The 18240-nt window shown below is 69.5% G+C and carries 11 protein-coding genes; 4 read left to right on the top strand and 7 right to left on the bottom strand.

Annotated elements, in window-relative coordinates:
* Positions 1–214 precede the first annotated feature (214 nt).
* Entirely contained in the window at positions 215–1684 is a 1470-nt protein-coding gene (locus tag ACIBU0_RS43485) for a hypothetical protein (RefSeq protein ID WP_398830349.1), read from the bottom strand.
* A 93-nt stretch (positions 1685–1777) separates the two neighbouring features.
* Positions 1778–6709, bottom strand: coding sequence for an NAD-glutamate dehydrogenase (locus ACIBU0_RS43480; RefSeq protein ID WP_398830221.1), 4932 nt, complete (start codon positions 6707–6709; stop codon positions 1778–1780).
* Between the two features lie 894 nt (positions 6710–7603).
* Between ACIBU0_RS43480 and ACIBU0_RS43475 the strand changes: the two genes are divergently transcribed.
* Positions 7604–8170, top strand: a complete 567-nt coding sequence (locus tag ACIBU0_RS43475; protein WP_398830218.1) for a DJ-1/PfpI family protein — start codon at positions 7604–7606, stop codon at positions 8168–8170.
* A 151-nt stretch (positions 8171–8321) separates the two neighbouring features.
* Here the strand turns inward: ACIBU0_RS43475 and ACIBU0_RS43470 are convergent, their stop codons facing one another.
* Entirely contained in the window at positions 8322–8987 is a 666-nt protein-coding gene (locus ACIBU0_RS43470; RefSeq protein WP_398830216.1) for an HAD family hydrolase, read from the bottom strand.
* A gap of 83 nt (positions 8988–9070) precedes the next feature.
* Positions 9071–9586, bottom strand: coding sequence for a DUF6912 family protein (locus ACIBU0_RS43465; RefSeq protein ID WP_398830214.1), 516 nt, complete (start codon positions 9584–9586; stop codon positions 9071–9073).
* A gap of 796 nt (positions 9587–10382) precedes the next feature.
* Here ACIBU0_RS43465 and ACIBU0_RS43460 point away from each other — a divergent pair.
* Entirely contained in the window at positions 10383–11033 is a 651-nt protein-coding gene (locus ACIBU0_RS43460) for an Rv3235 family protein (protein ID WP_398830212.1), read from the top strand.
* Positions 11034–11223: 190 nt separating this feature from the next.
* Here ACIBU0_RS43460 and secA read toward each other — a convergent pair whose 3' ends face one another.
* The gene (gene secA, locus ACIBU0_RS43455) at positions 11224–14043 is read right to left on the bottom strand and encodes a preprotein translocase subunit SecA (RefSeq protein WP_398830210.1); all 2820 of its coding nucleotides are present in this window, start codon (positions 14041–14043) and stop codon (positions 11224–11226) included.
* Between the two features lie 285 nt (positions 14044–14328).
* On the opposite strand from secA, the gene ACIBU0_RS43450 reads away from it, so the two are divergent.
* Together ACIBU0_RS43450 and ACIBU0_RS43445 are read left to right on the top strand one after the other, a co-directional pair.
* The gene (locus ACIBU0_RS43450) at positions 14329–14913 is read left to right on the top strand and encodes a GNAT family N-acetyltransferase (RefSeq protein WP_398830207.1); all 585 of its coding nucleotides are present in this window, start codon (positions 14329–14331) and stop codon (positions 14911–14913) included.
* Between the two features lie 331 nt (positions 14914–15244).
* The gene (locus tag ACIBU0_RS43445) at positions 15245–16417 is read left to right on the top strand and encodes a winged helix-turn-helix domain-containing protein (RefSeq protein WP_398830204.1); all 1173 of its coding nucleotides are present in this window, start codon (positions 15245–15247) and stop codon (positions 16415–16417) included.
* Positions 16418–16454: 37 nt separating this feature from the next.
* On the opposite strand, the gene ACIBU0_RS43440 is transcribed toward ACIBU0_RS43445, so the two are convergent.
* Entirely contained in the window at positions 16455–17201 is a 747-nt protein-coding gene (locus tag ACIBU0_RS43440) for a response regulator (protein ID WP_398830201.1), read from the bottom strand.
* Between the two features lie 201 nt (positions 17202–17402).
* On the bottom strand, positions 17403–18095 hold the full coding sequence (gene hpf, locus ACIBU0_RS43435; RefSeq protein WP_398830199.1) for a ribosome hibernation-promoting factor, HPF/YfiA family: 693 nt from the start codon (positions 18093–18095) through the stop codon (positions 17403–17405).
* Between the last annotated feature and the right edge of the window lie 145 nt (positions 18096–18240).

Below are 18240 nucleotides of genomic sequence, written 5' to 3'. Positions count from 1 at the left end.
AGACCACACCATCCCCAACCCCCACCCACCCACAGAGACGCGGCCACCTATCAACGCCGGCCCGCACACTTCAGCCCGTCCGGCGTTTGAGGACGAGGCCCCTTCAGGGCCGAAAGCGGGGGTCTGGGGGCCGCAGGCACCCAGGGACCGGGGTCGAAGGGGCAGAGCCCCTGGAGGATGGGACGGGTAGGGGCGGCGGGGGCGAGAACCCTCCTTACCGCACCACCTCATACAGCACCTGCCCACCCGGCCCCCAAGCCACCACCCGCAACCCCGCATCCCTCCGCACAGCCCCCCGATCCACCACCCACCGCACCCGATACGCCTCCGCAATCCCCCGCCGCACACCCCCCGAAGTCCCCTCGGCGAAATACCGCCGCACAGCCGCCACCCGCCGCCCTTCATCCGGCAGGAAGAAGTCGGGATACCCAGGCGCCACGGTGTACGCCCCATACGCCGGAATCTGCCGCGCCGGAACCGTCCGCGCCATCACCACATCCCCGTACTTCACCCACGGCGTGACCCAGTGATACCCCACCCAAGGCGCCCGGTACTTCTCCGCGACCACCCCCGGCAGCACGCCTCGCGGAACGACATACCCCACCGTCCCGACCTGCGTCCAAGCCCCCACGACCAGCGCCCCGACCAGCACCACCGCCCCCACCCCACGCCGCCGGCCCCGCCACCCCTCGACCACCCCCACCGCGGCAGCGACCTGCGCCGGAATCACCACCGCAGGCAGCGCCCGCCCCCACGAGTAGTGCCCACTGACCCCACCCACCCCCACAACCACCACTCCCGCCGCAAAGAACAGCACCAGCGGATCCCACCGATCCCGCCACCACCGCACCCCCAGCGCGGCCACCCCCAGCAGGACCAGCCAGTACCTCCCCACCAGATCCCGATACAGCCCCCGATGCACCGACTCCAGCTCACCGCCCGCCCCGAACAACGCGAAGAAGTCGTAGTAGGGCCACCCCCACAGCACCACCATCCCCACGGCCAGCCCACCCGCCGCCCGCAACCACACCCGTCGCCCCACCCGCGCAGCGACCACCGTGGCCAGCGCCCCCAGAGAAGCCACCACCCCGGAGAACTGATGGCAGAGCAAAATCACCGCCCACAGCGCCCCGAGCCCGATCCACACCCCCCACCCCGCCGCCGGCTCGCGCACCGCCCCCGCCAGCCACGCCCAGAAGTGAAAGGCCAGCCCCAGCGCGAACACACTCGGATACGACACGGTGAGCGCCAGGGAGTTCAGGCCGAGAAACCCGCTCCACGCGAACAGCGACGTCCCCCACAGGAACACCAGACACAGCACGGCAAGCGCAGGCGCGGCCCGATGCGCGCTCAGCGTCCGCACGTACCGCCACACCCCGCTGACGAGCAGCCCCAGCCCGACCACCGCGCCGATCCGCAGCACGACGAAGACCGAAACCCCCGTCACCCGCGCGACGCACCCGAGCACCAGCATCCAGGGCGAGTAGTACGGGCTCGATGTATCGGCGTCGACCAGCGGATTGCCGGGGTCGACGAGGTCGTGCCGCAACCGTTCGACGGTCGCCGCGTGCATCCCGAGGTCACCGGCCCAGGGAAGCCGAACGATCACCAGAAGCAGCAGAACGACGACCAGCGCGGCGGCGACCTGCGGAACGACCGTGGTTCTCCGCAACGCGGCCCGCATCGTGCTCACCCGAGCACTGTAATTCCCGTTTTGTCCCGAATGCGTGAGCGCCCCGGGCTGTCACAGCCCGGGGCGCCCTGACGCACATACGGCCTACGAATGCTGCCGCAGCAACGTCCGCATCGTCCGCATGGCCACCGACAGGTTGGCCAGGTCGAAGGCCTCCGACCCCTGGATCTCCTCCAGAGTCGTCCGCGCCCGGCCCAGAATCGCCGCGTTCCTCTGCTCCCACGCCTTGAAGCGCTGCTCGGGCGTCGCACTGCCGTTGCCGGCCGCGAGCACGTCCGAGGTCAGGGCCGCGTGGGCGGCGTAGAGGTCCTCACGGATGGAGGCGCGGGCCATGGACTGCCAGCGGTCGGCGCGCGGCAGCTCGATGATGCGGTCCATGAGCTGGGTGATGTGGAGGCGGTCGGCGAGGTCGTAGTAGACCTCGGCGACGTCCATCGGGTCCTTGCCCATGCGGTCGGCCACGGACACGATGTCCAGCGTCGGGAAGGCGGAGGAGAACCCGGCCACCCGGCTGGCCAGTTCGTCCGGGACGCCGGCGCCGGTCAGCTCGTCGTAGATCTGCTGGTACCACTCCAGGTCCGCGCCGCGCAGCAGCTTCGGCAGCTGCGACCACACCTGCTCGACCCGCTCGGCGAAGAAGTCGACGGTCTCGGCGAGCTCCAGCGGCTGCGGCCGGTTGTTGAGCAGCCAGCGCGTGCCGCGCTCGACGAGACGGCGCGAGTGCAGCCGGATCCGGGTCTGGACGTCGGCCTCGACCTTGTTGTCGAGCGCCTCGACCGCGTCCCACACCGCCGCCGAGCGGAAGATCGCGCGGGCCACGGTCTGCGCCCGGACGATCTCCTCCAGCGAGGCGCCGGTCTCCTCGCGCAGCCGGTGCAGATACGTCGTACCGCCCGTGTTGACCGTGTCGTTGACCAGCACGGTCGTGGTGATCTCACGGCGCAGCGGGTGGCTGACGAGGTGCTCCGGGAACCGCTCGCGCAGCGCACTCGGGAAGTACGCGTGCAGCAGGGTGCTCAGATACGGGTCGTCCGGCAGCGAGGTGTGCAGCAGCTCCTCGGCGACCGTGATCTTCGTGTACGCCAGCAGGACGGCCGTCTCCGGGCCGGTCAGGCCGTGGCCGGTGCCGAGGCGTTCGCGGATCTGGCGGTCGGTGGGCAGGAACTCCAGCGCACGGTCCAGGTGCCCCTCCCTGACCAGGTGCTTCATGAAGCGCTGCTGGGCGTGGAGCATGTCCTTGGACTGGGCGAGGGCGTTGGCGATCGCCGTGTTCTGCGCGTAGTTGTTGCGCAGCACCAGGCGGCCGACCTCGTCGGTCATCTCGGCGAGCAGCTTGTTGCGCTGCTTGACCGTCATGTCGCCGTCCGCGACCAGGCTGTTGAGCAGGATCTTGATGTTCACCTCGTGGTCGGAGGTGTCGACGCCCGCGCTGTTGTCGATGGCGTCGGTGTTGATCTTGCCGCCCTGCCGTGCGAACTCGATCCGGCCGAGCTGGGTCAGGCCCAGGTTGCCGCCCTCGCCGACGACCTTGACGCACAGGTCTGCGCCGTCGACGCGGATCGGGTCGTTGGCCTTGTCGCCGACGTCCGCGTGGGACTCGGTGGAGGCCTTGACGTACGTACCGATGCCGCCGTTCCACAGCAGGTCCACCGGCGCCTTGAGGATGGCCCTCATCAGATCGGCCGGCGTCATCTTGGAGACCTTGCCCTCGATGCCGAGGGCCTCGCGGATGTGCGCGTTGACCGGGATCGCCTTGGCGCTGCGGGGGAAGATGCCGCCGCCGGCCGACAGCAGGTCGGTGTTGTAGTCCTCCCAGCTGGAGCGGGGCAGCTCGAACAGGCGGCGGCGCTCGGCGTAGGAGGTGGCCGCGTCCGGGTTCGGGTCGATGAAGATGTGCCGGTGGTCGAAGGCGGCGACCAGGCGGATGTGCTCGCTGAGCAGCATGCCGTTGCCGAACACGTCACCGGACATGTCGCCGATGCCGACGACCGTGAAGTCCTCGCTCTGCGTGTCGACGCCCAGCTCGCGGAAGTGCCGCTTGACGGACTCCCAGGCGCCGCGGGCGGTGATGCCCATGCCCTTGTGGTCGTAACCCGCGCTGCCGCCGGAGGCGAAGGCGTCCCCGAGCCAGAAGTTGTACTGCTCGGCGACCCCGTTGGCGATGTCGGAGAAGGTCGCGGTGCCCTTGTCGGCGGCCACGACGAGGTAGGTGTCGTCCTCGTCGTGCCGTACGACGTCGGCGGGCGGCACGACCTCTCCGGCCACCATGTTGTCGGTGATGTCGAGCAGCGCCGAGATGAACGTCTTGTACGACGCCACGCCCTCCGCGAGCCACGCGTCCCGGTCCACGCTCGGGTCCGGCAGCTGCTTGGCGACGAAGCCGCCCTTGGCGCCGACCGGCACGATGACGGTGTTCTTCACCATCTGCGCCTTGACCAGGCCGAGGATCTCGGTCCGGAAGTCCTCACGCCGGTCGGACCAGCGCAGGCCTCCGCGCGCGACCTTGCCGAACCGCAGGTGCACGCCCTCGACGCGCGGCGAGTACACCCAGATCTCGAACGCCGGGCGCGGCGCCGGCAGGTCGGGGATGGCCTGGGGGTCGAACTTCATGGAGACGTAGTCGTGCGGGTGTCCGCCGGCCGCCTCCTGGAAGAAGTTCGTGCGGAGCGTGGCCTTGATGACGGTGAGGAAGGACCGCAGGATCCGGTCCTCGTCGAGGCTCGCCACCTGGTCGAGCGCCGCGTCGACCTCTTCGAGCAGCGCGTCGACGATCTCGCGGCCCGCGCGCTGGCGGTCCGGCGACATCCGTGCCTCGAACAGGGAGACGAGGAGGCGGGTGGTGTGGACGTTGTTGCGGAGGGTGTCCTCCATATAGTCCTGCGAGAAGGTGGAGCCCGCCTGCCGCAGGTACTTCGCGTACGCCCGCAGCACCATCGCCTGCCGCCAGGTCAGCCCGGCGCTGAGCACGAGGGCGTTGAAGCCGTCGTTCTCCGCCTTGCCGGTCCAGGTCGCGGCGAACGCCTCCGAGAACCGCTCGCGTGCGTCGTCGCCGAGATAGTCGCCGCCCTGGAACTTGGGCATGCGCAGACCGAAGTCGTAGATCCAGGCGACGCTGCGGTCGGTGCAGCGCAGTTCGTACGGCCGCTCGTCCACGACCTCGACACCGAGCCGGTTGAGGACCGGCAGAACGGCGGACAGGGAGACGGCCGCACCCTTGCGGTAGATCTTGAACCGGCGCTCCTCGGGGGCGGCACCGACCGGCTCGTACAGGCTCAGCGAGAAGTTGTTGTCCTCGGTGAGCTGTTCCAGGTGGACGAGGTCGGAGACCGCCGAGCGCGGGGAGTGGTCGGCCTTGTAGCCCTCGGGGAAGGCGTTGGAGTAGCGGCGCAGCAGTTCGGCGGCGTGCTCCTCGCCGAGTTCGGCGTTCAGCGCGTCGGCGAAGCCGTCGGCCCAGGAACGCGCGGCCTCGACCAGGCGGGCCTCGATGCGCTCCTTGTCGCTGTCGCTGAGCTGCGGCAGCTCGGTGCCCTGCGGGACGCGGACGACGAAGTGCAGCCGGGAGAGGATCGACTCGGTGTTCCAGGCGGTGAAGTCGACGCTGGTGCCGCCGAGCTCCTCCTTCAGGATGTCGATGATCCGCAGGCGCACGCCGGTGGTGTAGCGGTCGCGCGGGAGGTAGACGAGGGCGGAGTAGTAGCGGCCGTACTCGTCCTGGCGGAGGTAGAGGCGCAGCCGCCTGCGCTCCTGGAGGTAGAGGACGGAGGTGGCGATGCGCTGGAGCTCGGGGACCGGGGTCTGGAAGAGCTCGTCGCGCGGGTACGTCTCCAGGATCTGCAGCAGGTCGCGCCCGTCGTGGCTGTTGGGCGAGAACCCGGAGAGCTGCAGCACGTCGTCGACCTTGCGCCGGACGACGGGCACGCGGCGCACGGACTCGGTGTAGGCGGCGGAGGAGAACAGGCCGAGGAAGCGCCGCTCGCCGACGACCTCACCGTTCTCGTCGAACTTCTTCACTCCGACGTAGTCGAGGTACGACGGCCGGTGCACGGTCGCCCGGCTGTTGGCCTTGGTCAGGACGAGGAGCTTGTGCTCACGGGCCTTGGCGCGGGCGTCGGCGGGCAGCCGCTCGAAGGACGGGCTGACGGGGTGCTTCTCGTCCTCGGCGTGGTGCGGGTCGGAGCGCAGGATGCCCAGACCGGTGCCGGGCACGGCGGCCAGCGAGTCGTCCTCGCGCAGCTGGTACTCGCGGTAGCCGAGGAAGGTGAAGTGGTCGTCGGCCAGCCAGCGCAGCAGCTCGCGGGCCTCCTCGATCTCCTGCTCACGCAGGTCGGAGGTGGGCTCCCGGGGCAGCTCGTCGGCCATGCGCAGGGCCGCGTCCCGCATCTTGCTCCAGTCCTCGACGGCCTCGCGGACATCGGACAGGACGCGCAGCAGGTCGGCGGTGATCTGCTTCAGGTCGCCGCGGTCGGTCTCGCGGTCGAACTCGACGTGGATCCAGGACTCGGCGTGCGTGTCGTGCGGCAGCTCGCCGGCGGGCGCTGCGGGGAGCACCTCGATGAGCTTGCCGGTGAGATCGCGGCGGACGTGGACCAGCGGGTGGATGACCACATGGATCCCCCGCCCCTGCCGGGTCAGCTCGTTGGTGACGGAGTCGACGAGGAAGGGCATGTCGTCGGTGACGACCTCGACGACGGAGTGGCTGCAGGTCCACCCGTTCTCTTCGACGGTGGGCGTGTGCACCCGCACGTTGGCCGTGCCCTGGGGGCGGTTCTCGGCCAGACGGTAGTGCGAGAAGGCGGCTCCGAAGATGTCGACCGGGTCGCGGTCGGTGAGGTCCTCCGGGGCGGTGTGCAGGTAGTAGCGCTGGAGGAACGCGAGCACGGTGTCGTGGTCCGGGGTGCCGGGCGTGCTCTCGTCCGTCGTCCCGGTCGGTAGATACCCCCCGACCGGGCTGTTCTCAGCTACCCGGGCAGCCCTCTCGAGCAGCTCGGCCTTGGCTTCGTCCAGCTTGGTCTGCATTGTCCTCTGGCTCCTGTCGCGCGCCGTTGCGTGACGTTGAAGGAAGTACGGTCTCTTCCCCTCCGGCGTAACGCCGCGACGCGGGGTGTCCGGTCTGCTTCGACGCTATGCCGCGAGGTGAGATGAGCGGGGATATATGAGCCAATTTTGAGCTGCCCACGGGGTGTGACGCTGCTCTCTGCGACGTCCGGGCCCAGGGTGTGCATGACGTCCCGGGAACCCTTACGCCCCCCTCCCGCCCGCGAAGACCAGCGACCGCCGCCCGGTCACGGATGTCGTCCGTGCTCGCCGGGCGCAGGGCAGGGGCTCCAGTGCCCCCGCGAGCTATCGCGCTGATCACGCCACTAAGGCTATCGCTCCTTACAGGGGGCCCGTCATGAGCCGTATGTGTACAAAACCAGGGGTGGAACTTTGACGTTCTGCACAGGGGCAAACGGGGCGGGCAGGGCGTAACTGGCGAGGTGGGGCGGCGAGCGCGAGGCTGGTATCCACGGCCGAGGCGGAGCTTGAACGGCGAACCAAGACGAAAGCACGCCACCTGGAGGCAGCCCGTGTCCGAAAACAGACGGTGACCCGAAGCCGCACGGCAACACCCACGGCAGCGGCAACACCCACGGCACCGGCGAACGGTTCCGTAGCGCCCGTAGCTGCGGGCAGTCGTGCCGCTGGGGCGGTCCCGACCCAAAGAAAGGCGGCACCCCGCAGCGCCGGACTGCGCAACGGCCAGGCCTCAGCTACAACGCCCGGCACCCAGCAAACACCGCCAAGCGAAACCCACCGTCCCGGCACCCCCGACGACGCACGGCCCCTTGGCAAGACCCCGCCCCCGAGGCACGTTGCCCATAAGGCCCCACGGAGACGCAGACCACGGCCAAAAAGAGGAGCGCACCCGACATGACAGCGAAAATCCTCATCGTCACCGGCGACGCCGCAGAGTCCCTGGAGGTCCTCTACCCCTACCAGCGCCTCCGCGAAGAGGGCTACGACGTCCACATCGCCGCCCCCACCCGCAAAAAGCTCCAGTTCGTCGTCCACGACTTCGAACCCGGCTTCGACACCTACACCGAGAAACCCGGCTACACCTGGCCCGCCGACCTCGCCTTCTCCGAGGTCGACCCCGGCGACTACGTCGCCCTCGTCATCCCCGGCGGCCGGGCCCCCGAGTACCTCCGCAACGACCTCGAACTCCGCAAGATCCTCAAGTCGTTCTTCGACGCCGACAAGCCGGTCGCCCAGATCTGCCACGGCCCCCTGCTCACCGCCGCGATCGACAGCCTCCGCGGCCGCCGCGTCACGGCGTACCCCGCCCTGGAGCTGGACATGCAGGCCGCCGGCGCCACCTTCCAGGACGCCGAGGCCGTGGTCGACGGCACCCTGGTCTCCTCCCGCGCCTGGCCGGACCACTCCCGCTGGATGCGGGAGTTCCTGACGGTGCTACGGGCGAAGGCACCGGTGACGTGATGTCCACGGCACCGATGACCTGACCGGCCCAGCACCATGGCTGCGGGCAGTCGTACCAACCGGGTACCTCACCGCCGAACCCAGCGGCACCACCGGACCCGGCGGAACCACTGAACCCGGTTGCGCCCACCGGACACCGGCTGCCCGCCGCCTACGCCGCCAGCCGCTCCGCCTCCGCGACCGCCTCACCGAGCGTGTCCACCACCGGCACGCCCACCTCCTCAAGGCTCGCCCGGCTGTGCGATCCCCCGGTGTAGAGCACGGCCCGCGCCCCCACGTGCAACGCCGCCACCGCATCGTCGGCGGCGTCCCCGATGACCACCGTGCGAGCGGGATCCACGCTCGCCAGCGCCGCGATGTGCCGCACCATGTGCTCGGCCTTGCTGCCCCCGGACGGCCCGGTCCGCCCGTCGACGCGTATGAAGTGCTCCTCGATCCCGAACCCCCGTACCAGCGGCACGAGTTCGTCATGCACATACATGCTGAGGATCGACTGACTGCGCCCCGCCGACCGCCACTCCACGAGCAGCTCCGCCACGCCTTCGGTGAGACCGCACCGCACCCGGTGCTCGGCGTAGTACCGGTGGAAGGTCACGTCCATGACCTCCCACTCGGCCTCGGTCGGCAGCCGCCCCATCAGCCGCTCGTAGAACTTCGGCACCGGCACGCAGTACAGCGACCGGTACTGCTCCATCGTGATCGGCTCCAGCCCCAGCTCGGCGAACGCCGCGTTCGTCGCCCCGATGATCGCGTCATTGTCGTGGAACAGGGTCCCGTTCCAGTCCCAGACAATGTGCGCCCCTACTCGCATCCCCATGCCAAAAACCGTACCCGCCACCACTGACAATCAAGAGAACAGCAGGTCAACGAGGCATCCGGACGAGCGGGCGGGCGCCGGCCTCAGTCCCCCAGCCCCACCAGATTCGCAATCTCCTGGGTCGCGTACCACAGCAGCTCGTGATCCTCGGCTCCGTCCACGATGAACTGCGCGTCGTCGTCCCCACCGTCCGCCGCCTCGAGCGCCTCGGCGGCCGCCGCCACATCCGCCTCCGCGTCACCCGAGTCGACATGCACCGCGGCCGCCTTGGCCAGTGCGACACCCCCGGCGATCCGCACCTCACCCAGCGCGGCCGGATCCAGCCCCCGGTCGGGGTCGGCGACCGCCGCCCCGTCGGGCACGTCGACGGCGACCACGACCCGACGCCGCGCCGCCCCGGCGTCCGCCGCCAGCAGCCGCAGCGAGGCGAGTGCGGCCCGGTTCAGCGCCGCGTACTCCAACTCCTCGATGTCGTCCGAGAGATACCACTCACGCAACGCGGGCGTGACGGCGTACGCGACGAGCGGCCCGGTCCCCAACTCGCCCGTCTTGTACGCCTCGGCGAGACCGGGGAGGGTCAGGGGGACGTAGACGCGCATGGCTGACCGCTTTCGTGTTCGTAAGGCTCCGCAAGGAACCGAGAGGGCGGTCCCGCACCTCCCGGAGAGCCTTCAGGATACGTGCGGGCGTCCCCTTTCGAGTCCCCGCCGCCACCTCGCCCGGCGTCCACTCCAGTCCGGAAACTCACCCGGCACCGCCCCATCAACACGGGCCTTCCACACCCTTCGGTCACCCGGATAAGTGAAGTTTCCTGCCGCCCGATCCAGGTCCCCGCTTCCTTGCCGCCGACACCCGGAACCCCGTACAAGATCACCGACCGCGAAGTTACCGCCCGGTACAAGGCCGGGCTCACCGAACGGGGACCCCATGAACAAGGTCATGACCAGGGCCCAACTCCGCCCCGGCACCCGCCCCCCGAGCCGCCGAGACCCCCGCCGCCCCGGCACCACGCCACCCCGCACACCGAGCGCAGGAACGGCCCACACACCGGCTCCCCTCACCCCCGCCACAGGCACGCCCCACAGGACGGCTCCCGACGGCCACCCGCCGCACACACCTGACAGCGACACGACCCGTACGACGTCCCCGAACGGCCGCCCGCCCCGTACCCCGGGCAGTGGCACCCCCCGCACAACCTCCCCCGACGGCCGCCCACCCCGCACACCGGGCAGTGGCACCTCCCGCACAACCTCCCCCGACGGCCGCCCGCCACGCGCCCCGGGCAGTGGCACCTCCCGTACGACCTCCCCGGGCGGCCGCCCGCCACGCACACCAGGTGCCGGCGCCTCCCGCACGACACCCCCGGACGGCCGCCCACCCGCCTCACCGGGCGCGATGGCAACCCGCACCCGCACCAGGCCCACCGACCCGCGCCCACCAGCCGCCCCCGGCCGGCTGCGCCCCATCACGCCGCCGACAGCCCCGGTCCAGTCGCAGCCCATCACGCCGCCCCCAGCCACCGCTTTGCCTCGCCCCATCGCACCCCCGCAGCCTGCGGGCAGTCGTGCCGCTGGGGCGGCACGGGTGGGCGCAGGCGGCACCCCGTCAGCGCCGGGCTGCGCGACCCACCCGGCCTCAGCCCCCACGCCGGGAAACCTCCACACGCGAGCCGGCGAAACCACGCCTCACCGACCCGCCGTCCCCCAACCCCGCCCCACCGACGTCTTCGCCGACCGCCTGCTCCTGGTCCTGAGCGGCCAACGCCCCGTCCACTCGATGCTCCGCCACACCGCCGGCCGCGCCTACGACGAACTCGCCTGGCTGGCCGAACGCAGCCCCCTGCGCACCCGCGGCACCCGCCCCGTCGTCCGCGACATCGGCTACTTCGAACCCCGCCCCGGCGCCGTGGAAGTCTTCGCCCGCATCGGAGCCGGCGACCAACTGCGCGCGATGGCATTCCGCCTGGAACGGGGCCAGGACCTCCGCTGGCGCTGCACGGCGGTCGAACTGGGCGGTCCTCGCAGGCCACACACGGGCGACGACTGACCCCTCCCACAGAGCCACAGGGCACGCACGGACGACGACAGACCACCGCGTCGGACCGCAAGCCGAAGGGCCGGGCCCCCAACGGGAGACCCGGCCCTTCCGGCTGCTACGGCACCGCGGGCACCGTCGCTGTCTGCTCGACGGCGCTGTCTGCTCGGGGCACCTTCATCCGGCGTTGCTTCTTACGGCGTTACTTCTTACGACGCCGCCCACCACGCGACTGCTTGCGCCGCTCCGCGCGCGTGAGCCCGTCGGCCTCGGAACGCACCGGCTCGTCGCCGTTGGCGAAGTCGCCCTCGACGATGTCGCCCTCGCCGTCCACCTTGGGCGCGGTGAAGTGCAGCCGGTCGGGACGGCGCGGAGCCTCGAGCCCCTTGGCACGGATCTCGGGACGCGCGCCCGCCTGCGCCGGCACCGCGTCCTGCTTCTCCAGGTCGGCCACCGGCTTGGCGTCCTCGACGGGAACCTCCTCGACCTGCTGCTCGACCTGGACCTCCAGGTTGAACAGGTAGCCGACGGACTCCTCCTTGATGCCCTCCATCATGGCGGTGAACATGTCGAAGCCCTCGCGCTGGTACTCGACCAGCGGGTCCTTCTGCGCCATCGCGCGCAGGCCGATGCCCTCCTGGAGGTAGTCCATCTCGTAGAGGTGCTCGCGCCACTTGCGGTCCAGGACCGACAGCACGACCCGGCGCTCCAGCTCACGCATGATCTCGGAGCCGAGCTGCGCCTCGCGCTGCTCGTACTGCTCGTGGATGTCGTCCTTGATGGACTCGGCGATGAACTCGGCGGTGAGACCGGCCCGGTCGCCGGCCGCCTCCTCCAGCTCCTCGATGGTCACCTTCACCGGGTAGAGCTGCTTGAAGGCGCCCCACAGCCGGTCGAGGTCCCACTCCTCGGCGAAGCCCTCGGCGGTCTCCGCGGAGACGTACGCGTCGATCGTGTCGTCCATGAAGTGCTGCACCTGCTCGTGCAGGTCCTCGCCCTCCAGGACGCGGCGCCGCTCGCCGTAGATGACCTCACGCTGCCGGTTGAGGACCTCGTCGTACTTCAGAACGTTCTTACGGGTCTCGAAGTTCTGCTGCTCGACCTGCGACTGGGCGGACGCGATCGCGCGCGTGACCATCTTGTTCTCGATCGGCACGTCGTCGGGGACGTTCGCCATCGACATCACACGCTCGACCATCTGCGCCTTGAACAGCCGCATCAGGTCGTCGCCGAGGGACAGGTAGAAGCGGGACTCGCCCGGGTCGCCCTGACGGCCGGAACGTCCGCGCAGCTGGTTGTCGATACGCCGCGACTCGTGCCGCTCGGTACCGAGCACGTACAGGCCGCCGAGGGACTCGACCTCTTCCTTCTCGGCCTTGACGGCCGCCTCGGCCCGCTCCAGGGCGGCGGGCAGGGCGTGGGCCCACTCCTCGATGTGCTCCTCGGGGTCGAGGCCGCGCTGGCGCAGCTCGGCCTCGGCGAGGTCCTCGGGGTTGCCGCCGAGCTTGATGTCCGTACCACGGCCGGCCATGTTGGTGGCCACGGTGACGGCACCCTTGCGGCCGGCCTGCGCGACGATCGTCGCCTCACGGTCGTGCTGCTTGGCGTTCAGCACCTCGTGCTGGATGCCGCGCTTGCTCAGCTGCTGCGACAGGTACTCGGACTTCTCGACCGACGTCGTACCGACGAGGATCGGCTGGCCCTTCTCGTGCTTCTCGGCGATGTCGTCGACGACGGCCTCGAACTTGGCGACCTCGGTGCGGTAGATCAGGTCCGACTGGTCCTTGCGGATCATCGGCCGGTTGGTCGGGATCGGGACCACGCCGAGCTTGTAGATCTGGTGGAACTCGGCGGCCTCGGTCATCGCCGTACCGGTCATGCCGGAGAGCTTGCTGTAGAGGCGGAAGAAGTTCTGCAGGGTGATCGTGGCGAGCGTCTGGTTCTCGTCCTTGATGTCCACCCCTTCCTTCGCCTCGATCGCCTGGTGCATGCCCTCGTTGTAACGGCGGCCTGCGAGGATACGGCCGGTGTGCTCGTCGACGATCATGACCTCGCCGTCGATGACGACGTAGTCCTTGTCCTTCTTGAACAGTTCCTTGGCCTTGATGGCGTTGTTCAGGTAACCGACGAGCGGCGTGTTCACCGACTCGTACAGGTTGTCGATGCCCAGCCAGTCCTCGACCTTGGAGACGCCGGACTCGTGGATGGCGACGGTGCGCTTCTTCTCGTCGACGTCGTAGTCGCCGGTCTCCTCGATGCCCTTGAGGGGGTTTCCGGCCTCGCCCTTCTTCAGGCGCGTGACCAGCTTGGCGAAGTCGCCGTACCACTTGGTTGCCTGGTCGGCCGGGCCGGAGATGATCAGCGGCGTACGGGCCTCGTCGACCAGGATGGAGTCGACCTCGTCGACGATGGCGTAGTTGTGACCGCGCTGGACCAACTCGTCCTTCGACCAGGCCATGTTGTCGCGCAGGTAGTCGAAGCCGAACTCGTTGTTCGTGCCGTACGTGATGTCGCAGTTGTACTGCTCGCGGCGCTGCGCCGGGGTCATGTTGGCGAGGATGCAGCCGACGGACAGACCCAGGAACTTGTGGACGCGGCCCATCATCTCCGAGTCGCGCTCGGCCAGGTAGTCGTTGACCGTGATGAGGTGAACGCCGTCTCCGGAAAGAGCGTTCAGATACGCGGGCAGCGTGCCGACCAGGGTCTTGCCCTCACCGGTCTTCATCTCGGCGACATAGCCGAGGTGGAGGGCGGCGCCACCCATCAGCTGGACGTCGTAGTGCCGCTGTCCGAGGACGCGCTTGGCGGCCTCGCGGACGGTGGCGAAGGCCTCGGGCAGCAGGTCGTCCAGGCTCTCACCATCGGCGTAGCGCTGCTTGTACTCATCGGTGAGGGCTCGCAGCTCGGCGTCGGAGAGGTCGACGAAGTCCTCTTCGATGGAGTTGACCTGGTCCGCGATGCGGTGCAGCTTGCGCAGGATCTTGCCTTCGCCTGCACGCATGATCTTCGAGAGGACGGACACGGGGGTTGGTCTCCTTGCCGGTCGGGCCTGGGACGGTCGGTTTCCATTTGACTTGTCTGAGCAACGGCCATCGTATGCGAGGACCCCGCCGCGCCGGGAGCCTGCCGGGGACGACGACGGTCCGCTGCTTCAAATCTCCGTCAAAGGGACAACGGCCGGGGGTCGCGGATGGTGCCGCGTTCCGCCAACGAATTGTGCGAGACGCGATCGCACGGTCACGCACCGCATGGTTCACGCACCGCATAAAAAATGGCGTTCGCACCGCCCCCCGAGCAGAATCGGTCGATGGAACCCGTCACGCTCACCACCGACCGCCTCCTCATGCGCACGGTCGGCCCCCAGGACACCGATGCCGTGTACGAGGCCGTCCAGGACCCCGACATCCTGCGCTGGACCACGATCCCCTCGCCCTACCTGTACGAGCACGCCCACAGCTTCACGCACCAAATGGTCCCCGAGGGTTGGCGCCACGGTTCGATGTTCACCTGGGGGCTCTTTCTCCCCGAAGGGGAGGAACTGGTGGGCATGCTCGGTCTCACGATGCGTTCCATGAGCGATGCCGAGATCGGTTTCTGGGGCACCAAGGAACACCGCGGCAACGGCTACATCACCGAGGCCGTCCTCGCCGCGTCCCGCTGGGCCTTCGTCCACGTCTCGATCGACCGCGTGGAATGGCGCGCGGAGGTCGGCAACCTCCCCTCCCGCGCGGTGGCCACCCGCACCGGCTTCACCCCGGAGGGCACCCTCCGCTCCGCCATGGTCCACCAGGGCGTACGCCGTGACTGCTGGGTGGGCTCCCTGCTCCCCTCAGACCTGAGCCTGCCATCGACAGCGCCATACCTGCCGGCCCCCACACCCCCCAGAGCCTGACCACACGAGCGGGTCCACACGTGTCGGCGCCGGTCGGCTGTATCCAGCCCGTCCGGCGATCGAGAACGAGACACCACCGTCCCCCCACGACGCCGGTCACGGCATTTTCAGCCCGTCCGGCGTTTGAGGACGAGGCCGCTTCAGGGCCCGAAGCGGGGGTCTGGGGGCCGCAGGCCCCCAGGGACCGGGGTCGAAGGGGCAGCGCCCCTTCAGGATGGGACGGGTAGGGGCGGCGGGGGCGAATCCACCAACCCCACCCCAACACCGGCCGCCCTCCCACAAACCCCAGCTCACTCCCCATTGTCAGTGCCACCCCCTATCGTCCGAACCCATGACGACCCCGCGCCCCACCGCCACCCTCTCGGCAGACGAAGCCCGCCGCATCGCCCTGAGAGCCCAAGGCTTCCTAGGCAGTCCCGACCGCCGCTCCGGCGTCCGCGGCATACTCCGTCACCTCGGCGCGGTCCAACTCGACACCATCTCGGTCCTGGCCCGCTCCCACGAACTCATCCCGTACGCCCGCCTGGGCGCGGTAGGCCGCAAGACGGTCGAGAAGGCGTACTGGACGGACACACACGCCTTCGAGTACTGGTCCCACGCCGCCTGCATCCTCCCGGTGGAGGAGTGGCCCCACTTCGCCTTCCGCCGCCGCGCCTACCGCAACCGCCCCCACTGGAACCACGAACTCCCCGACGGCGCCTACGACCAGGTGATCAAACAGCTCCGCACCGAAGGCCCCCTCACCGCCACAGAGCTGGGCGGCGCGAAGAGGACCAGCGAGTGGTGGGACTGGTCGGGCGCGAAGGTCGCCGTCGAACGGGCCCTCATGTACGGCGAGGTGGTCTGCGTGGAGCGCCGCGGCTGGAAGCGGGTCTACGACCTCGCCGAGCGCGCCGTCCCCCCGTCACTGCTGCATGACGAACTGGACGACACCGAGTGCCTGCGCCGCCTGGTCCGCCTGGCGGGCCAGTCCCTCGGCGTCGGCACACGCGCGGACATCGCCGACTACCACCGCCTCAAGGGCGAGCAGGTGGACGCGGTGATCGCCGACTCGGGCCTGGTCCCGGTGACGGTGGAGGGCTGGGGCAAGGCGGCCTGGGCCGACCCCACGGCCCTGGAGACGCCCCCGCGCGGCCGCCACCGCACCACGCTCCTCTCCCCCTTCGACTCCCTGATCTGGGAAAGGGCCCGCACGGAGCGCATCTTCGGCTTCACCCACCGCTTGGAGGCCTACGTCCCCAAGCAGAAGCGGGTCTACGGCTACTTCGCGATGCCGGTGCTGGCCAGCGGCCATCTGGTCGGCCGCGTGGACCCGGCCCGCGAGGGCCGCACGCTGGTGGCCAAGCAGGTCACCCTGAACGGCCCGAAGGCCGTCCCCGCGGTGGCCCAGGCCCTGGCCGAGGCGGCGAGCTGGGTCGACTGCACGGACGTACGCGTGGAACGGGTCGACGCACCCGAACTGCGCGAGCCACTCGCCAGGGAGCTCACACGCATACTGGCGTGACCGTCGGGCCCGCCAGACCAGCCATCAGCCGGCCGCCTTATCGGATCTCGAGGATCTTCTCCCGCATCGCGTACACCACGGCCTCCATCCTGGAGTGCAGCTGCAACTTCTCCAGGATGTTGCGCACATGGTTCTTCACGGTGTTCTCGGAGATGAACAACTCCTTGGCGATGTCGCGGTTGTTCATCCCCGTGGCGACGAGCTTGAGGACCTCCAGCTCACGGTCCGTCAGCCGCGGCGCGGGCACGAGCCGGCGCTCGTCCGTCCGCTGGATCATCGACTTGAACTCGGTGAGCAGCTTCGACGCCATGGACGGGCTGATCTGTGACTGCCCGTCGGCCACCGCGCGAATGGCGGTGGCCACCTCGTCGGTGGAGATCTCCTTGAGGAGATAACCGGTCGCGCCCGCCTTGATCGCGTCGTAGAGGTCGGCCTCCTCGTCGCTGATCGTCAGCATGATGATCTTCGCGCTGGGGGCGACCTCCTTGATGGAGGTGCAGGCCTCGATCCCGCCCCGCTTGGGCATGCGGACATCCATCAGGACGATGTCCGGCAGGAGATCCGCGGCCTTGTCCACGGCCTCCGCGCCGTCACCCGCCTCGCCCACGACCTGGATGTCCTCCTCGGCCGCGAGCACGATCTCCAGTCCACGACGGAAGAGGGCATGGTCGTCCACGACGAGGACTCTGATCGGCTCCTTGCGTGGAGAGCCCGCCTCCGGGCCCATGCCGACGACGTCGCCGTCGGCATCCTCGTCCCGCATCGGTCCGAAGCTGTCCGCCATCGTTCCTCCCCCTGAAGGCTGTGGCTGGTCCTGTGCCATCGCCAACCCAAGGCAACGACCCACCGGTTGGGCCGGTGCGGCCATGATTTCATGCCCGGCCGACACTACGGTGACGAGCGGGGCGCGAAGTGGTCGCACACCGGTGCCCCTGGGGGCGCACACGCGCTCCAGGGGCACCGGCTCAGCCGTCAGCCGGATGGATCAGCCGCCCAGCGTGCCACCTGCCGCCGGGGCCTGCGCCTGGGCGACCATCGGGTCCGTGCTGAGGTGGATGACGCCGTAGTCGTAGGCGTGCCGCCGGTAGACGACACTCGGTTCCTTGGTCTCGGAGTCGACGAACAGGTAGAAGTCGTGCCCGACCAGCTCCATCTCGTAGAGAGCCTGGTCGAGGGTCATCGGGGAGGCGACGTGCGTCTTCTCGCGCACGACGAGGGGTCCTTCGCCCTTCACTTCCAGCGAGCCGATCTTCTTGGTGGGAATTCCCTCCGGCTCTTCTTCCTGGAAGGTGTGGCCGTTGCCATTGAGCGTCGCCGCGCCCGGAACGTGGTCGGGGACCTCGGCCGCCGAGATCCGACGTGCGCCGCGGCGCGAGAAACGCTTGTCGTGCTGTTTGCGCAGCCGCGCATCCAGCTTCTCCGCCGCCAGGTCGAGTGCCGCGTACGGATCACTGGCCGCTGCCTCCGCCCGGATCACCGGACCGCGGGAGCGGAGCGTGATCTCCACTCGATCGCTACGGTCGGCCTGTCGGGGGTTGGGCTCCTTGGACACCTCGACGTCGAGGCTGATCACCTTGGCATCGAGCCTCTGGATCTTCTCCAGCTTCAGCTTCTCGGCCACGTGCTTGCGGAACCGCTCGGGCACCTCGGTCTTGCGGCCTTTGACGACGATGTCCACGCAGAACTCCGTTCCCGGATCGCTCCGCTCGATCGGCGGAGCATCTCCCTTTTGCACCCGGCTCCGGGGAACCCCGGAACCTCGGACTCGGTGACTTCCACCTCCTCCTCCCCCATGGGCAAGATCTCCACCCCATGGTCGCGGG

This window comes from Streptomyces sp. NPDC049627 (assembly GCF_044465645.1).
In the GTDB taxonomy this organism is placed as follows: Bacteria; Actinomycetota; Actinomycetes; order Streptomycetales; family Streptomycetaceae; genus Streptomyces.
The sequence above is the reverse complement of the archived record's forward strand: the minus strand, read 5'-3'. Positions and strand labels throughout refer to the sequence as shown.

What these genes read in the sequence shown, in the direction of transcription:
- ACIBU0_RS43480 (WP_398830221.1), bottom strand. Translation starts at nt 6,709, where the DNA reads ATGCAGACCAAGCTGGACGAAGCCAAGGCCGAGCTGCTCGAGAGGGCT.
- ACIBU0_RS43450 (WP_398830207.1), top strand. Translation starts at nt 14,329, where the DNA reads ATGGAACCCGTCACGCTCACCACCGACCGCCTCCTCATGCGCACGGTC.
- ACIBU0_RS43445 (WP_398830204.1), top strand. Translation starts at nt 15,245, where the DNA reads ATGACGACCCCGCGCCCCACCGCCACCCTCTCGGCAGACGAAGCCCGC.
- ACIBU0_RS43460 (WP_398830212.1), top strand. Translation starts at nt 10,383, where the DNA reads ATGGCAACCCGCACCCGCACCAGGCCCACCGACCCGCGCCCACCAGCC.
- ACIBU0_RS43470 (WP_398830216.1), bottom strand. Translation starts at nt 8,987, where the DNA reads ATGGGGATGCGAGTAGGGGCGCACATTGTCTGGGACTGGAACGGGACC.
- ACIBU0_RS43465 (WP_398830214.1), bottom strand. Translation starts at nt 9,586, where the DNA reads ATGCGCGTCTACGTCCCCCTGACCCTCCCCGGTCTCGCCGAGGCGTAC.
- ACIBU0_RS43440 (WP_398830201.1), bottom strand. Translation starts at nt 17,201, where the DNA reads ATGGCGGACAGCTTCGGACCGATGCGGGACGAGGATGCCGACGGCGAC.
- ACIBU0_RS43485 (WP_398830349.1), bottom strand. Translation starts at nt 1,684, where the DNA reads ATGCGGGCCGCGTTGCGGAGAACCACGGTCGTTCCGCAGGTCGCCGCC.
- ACIBU0_RS43475 (WP_398830218.1), top strand. Translation starts at nt 7,604, where the DNA reads ATGACAGCGAAAATCCTCATCGTCACCGGCGACGCCGCAGAGTCCCTG.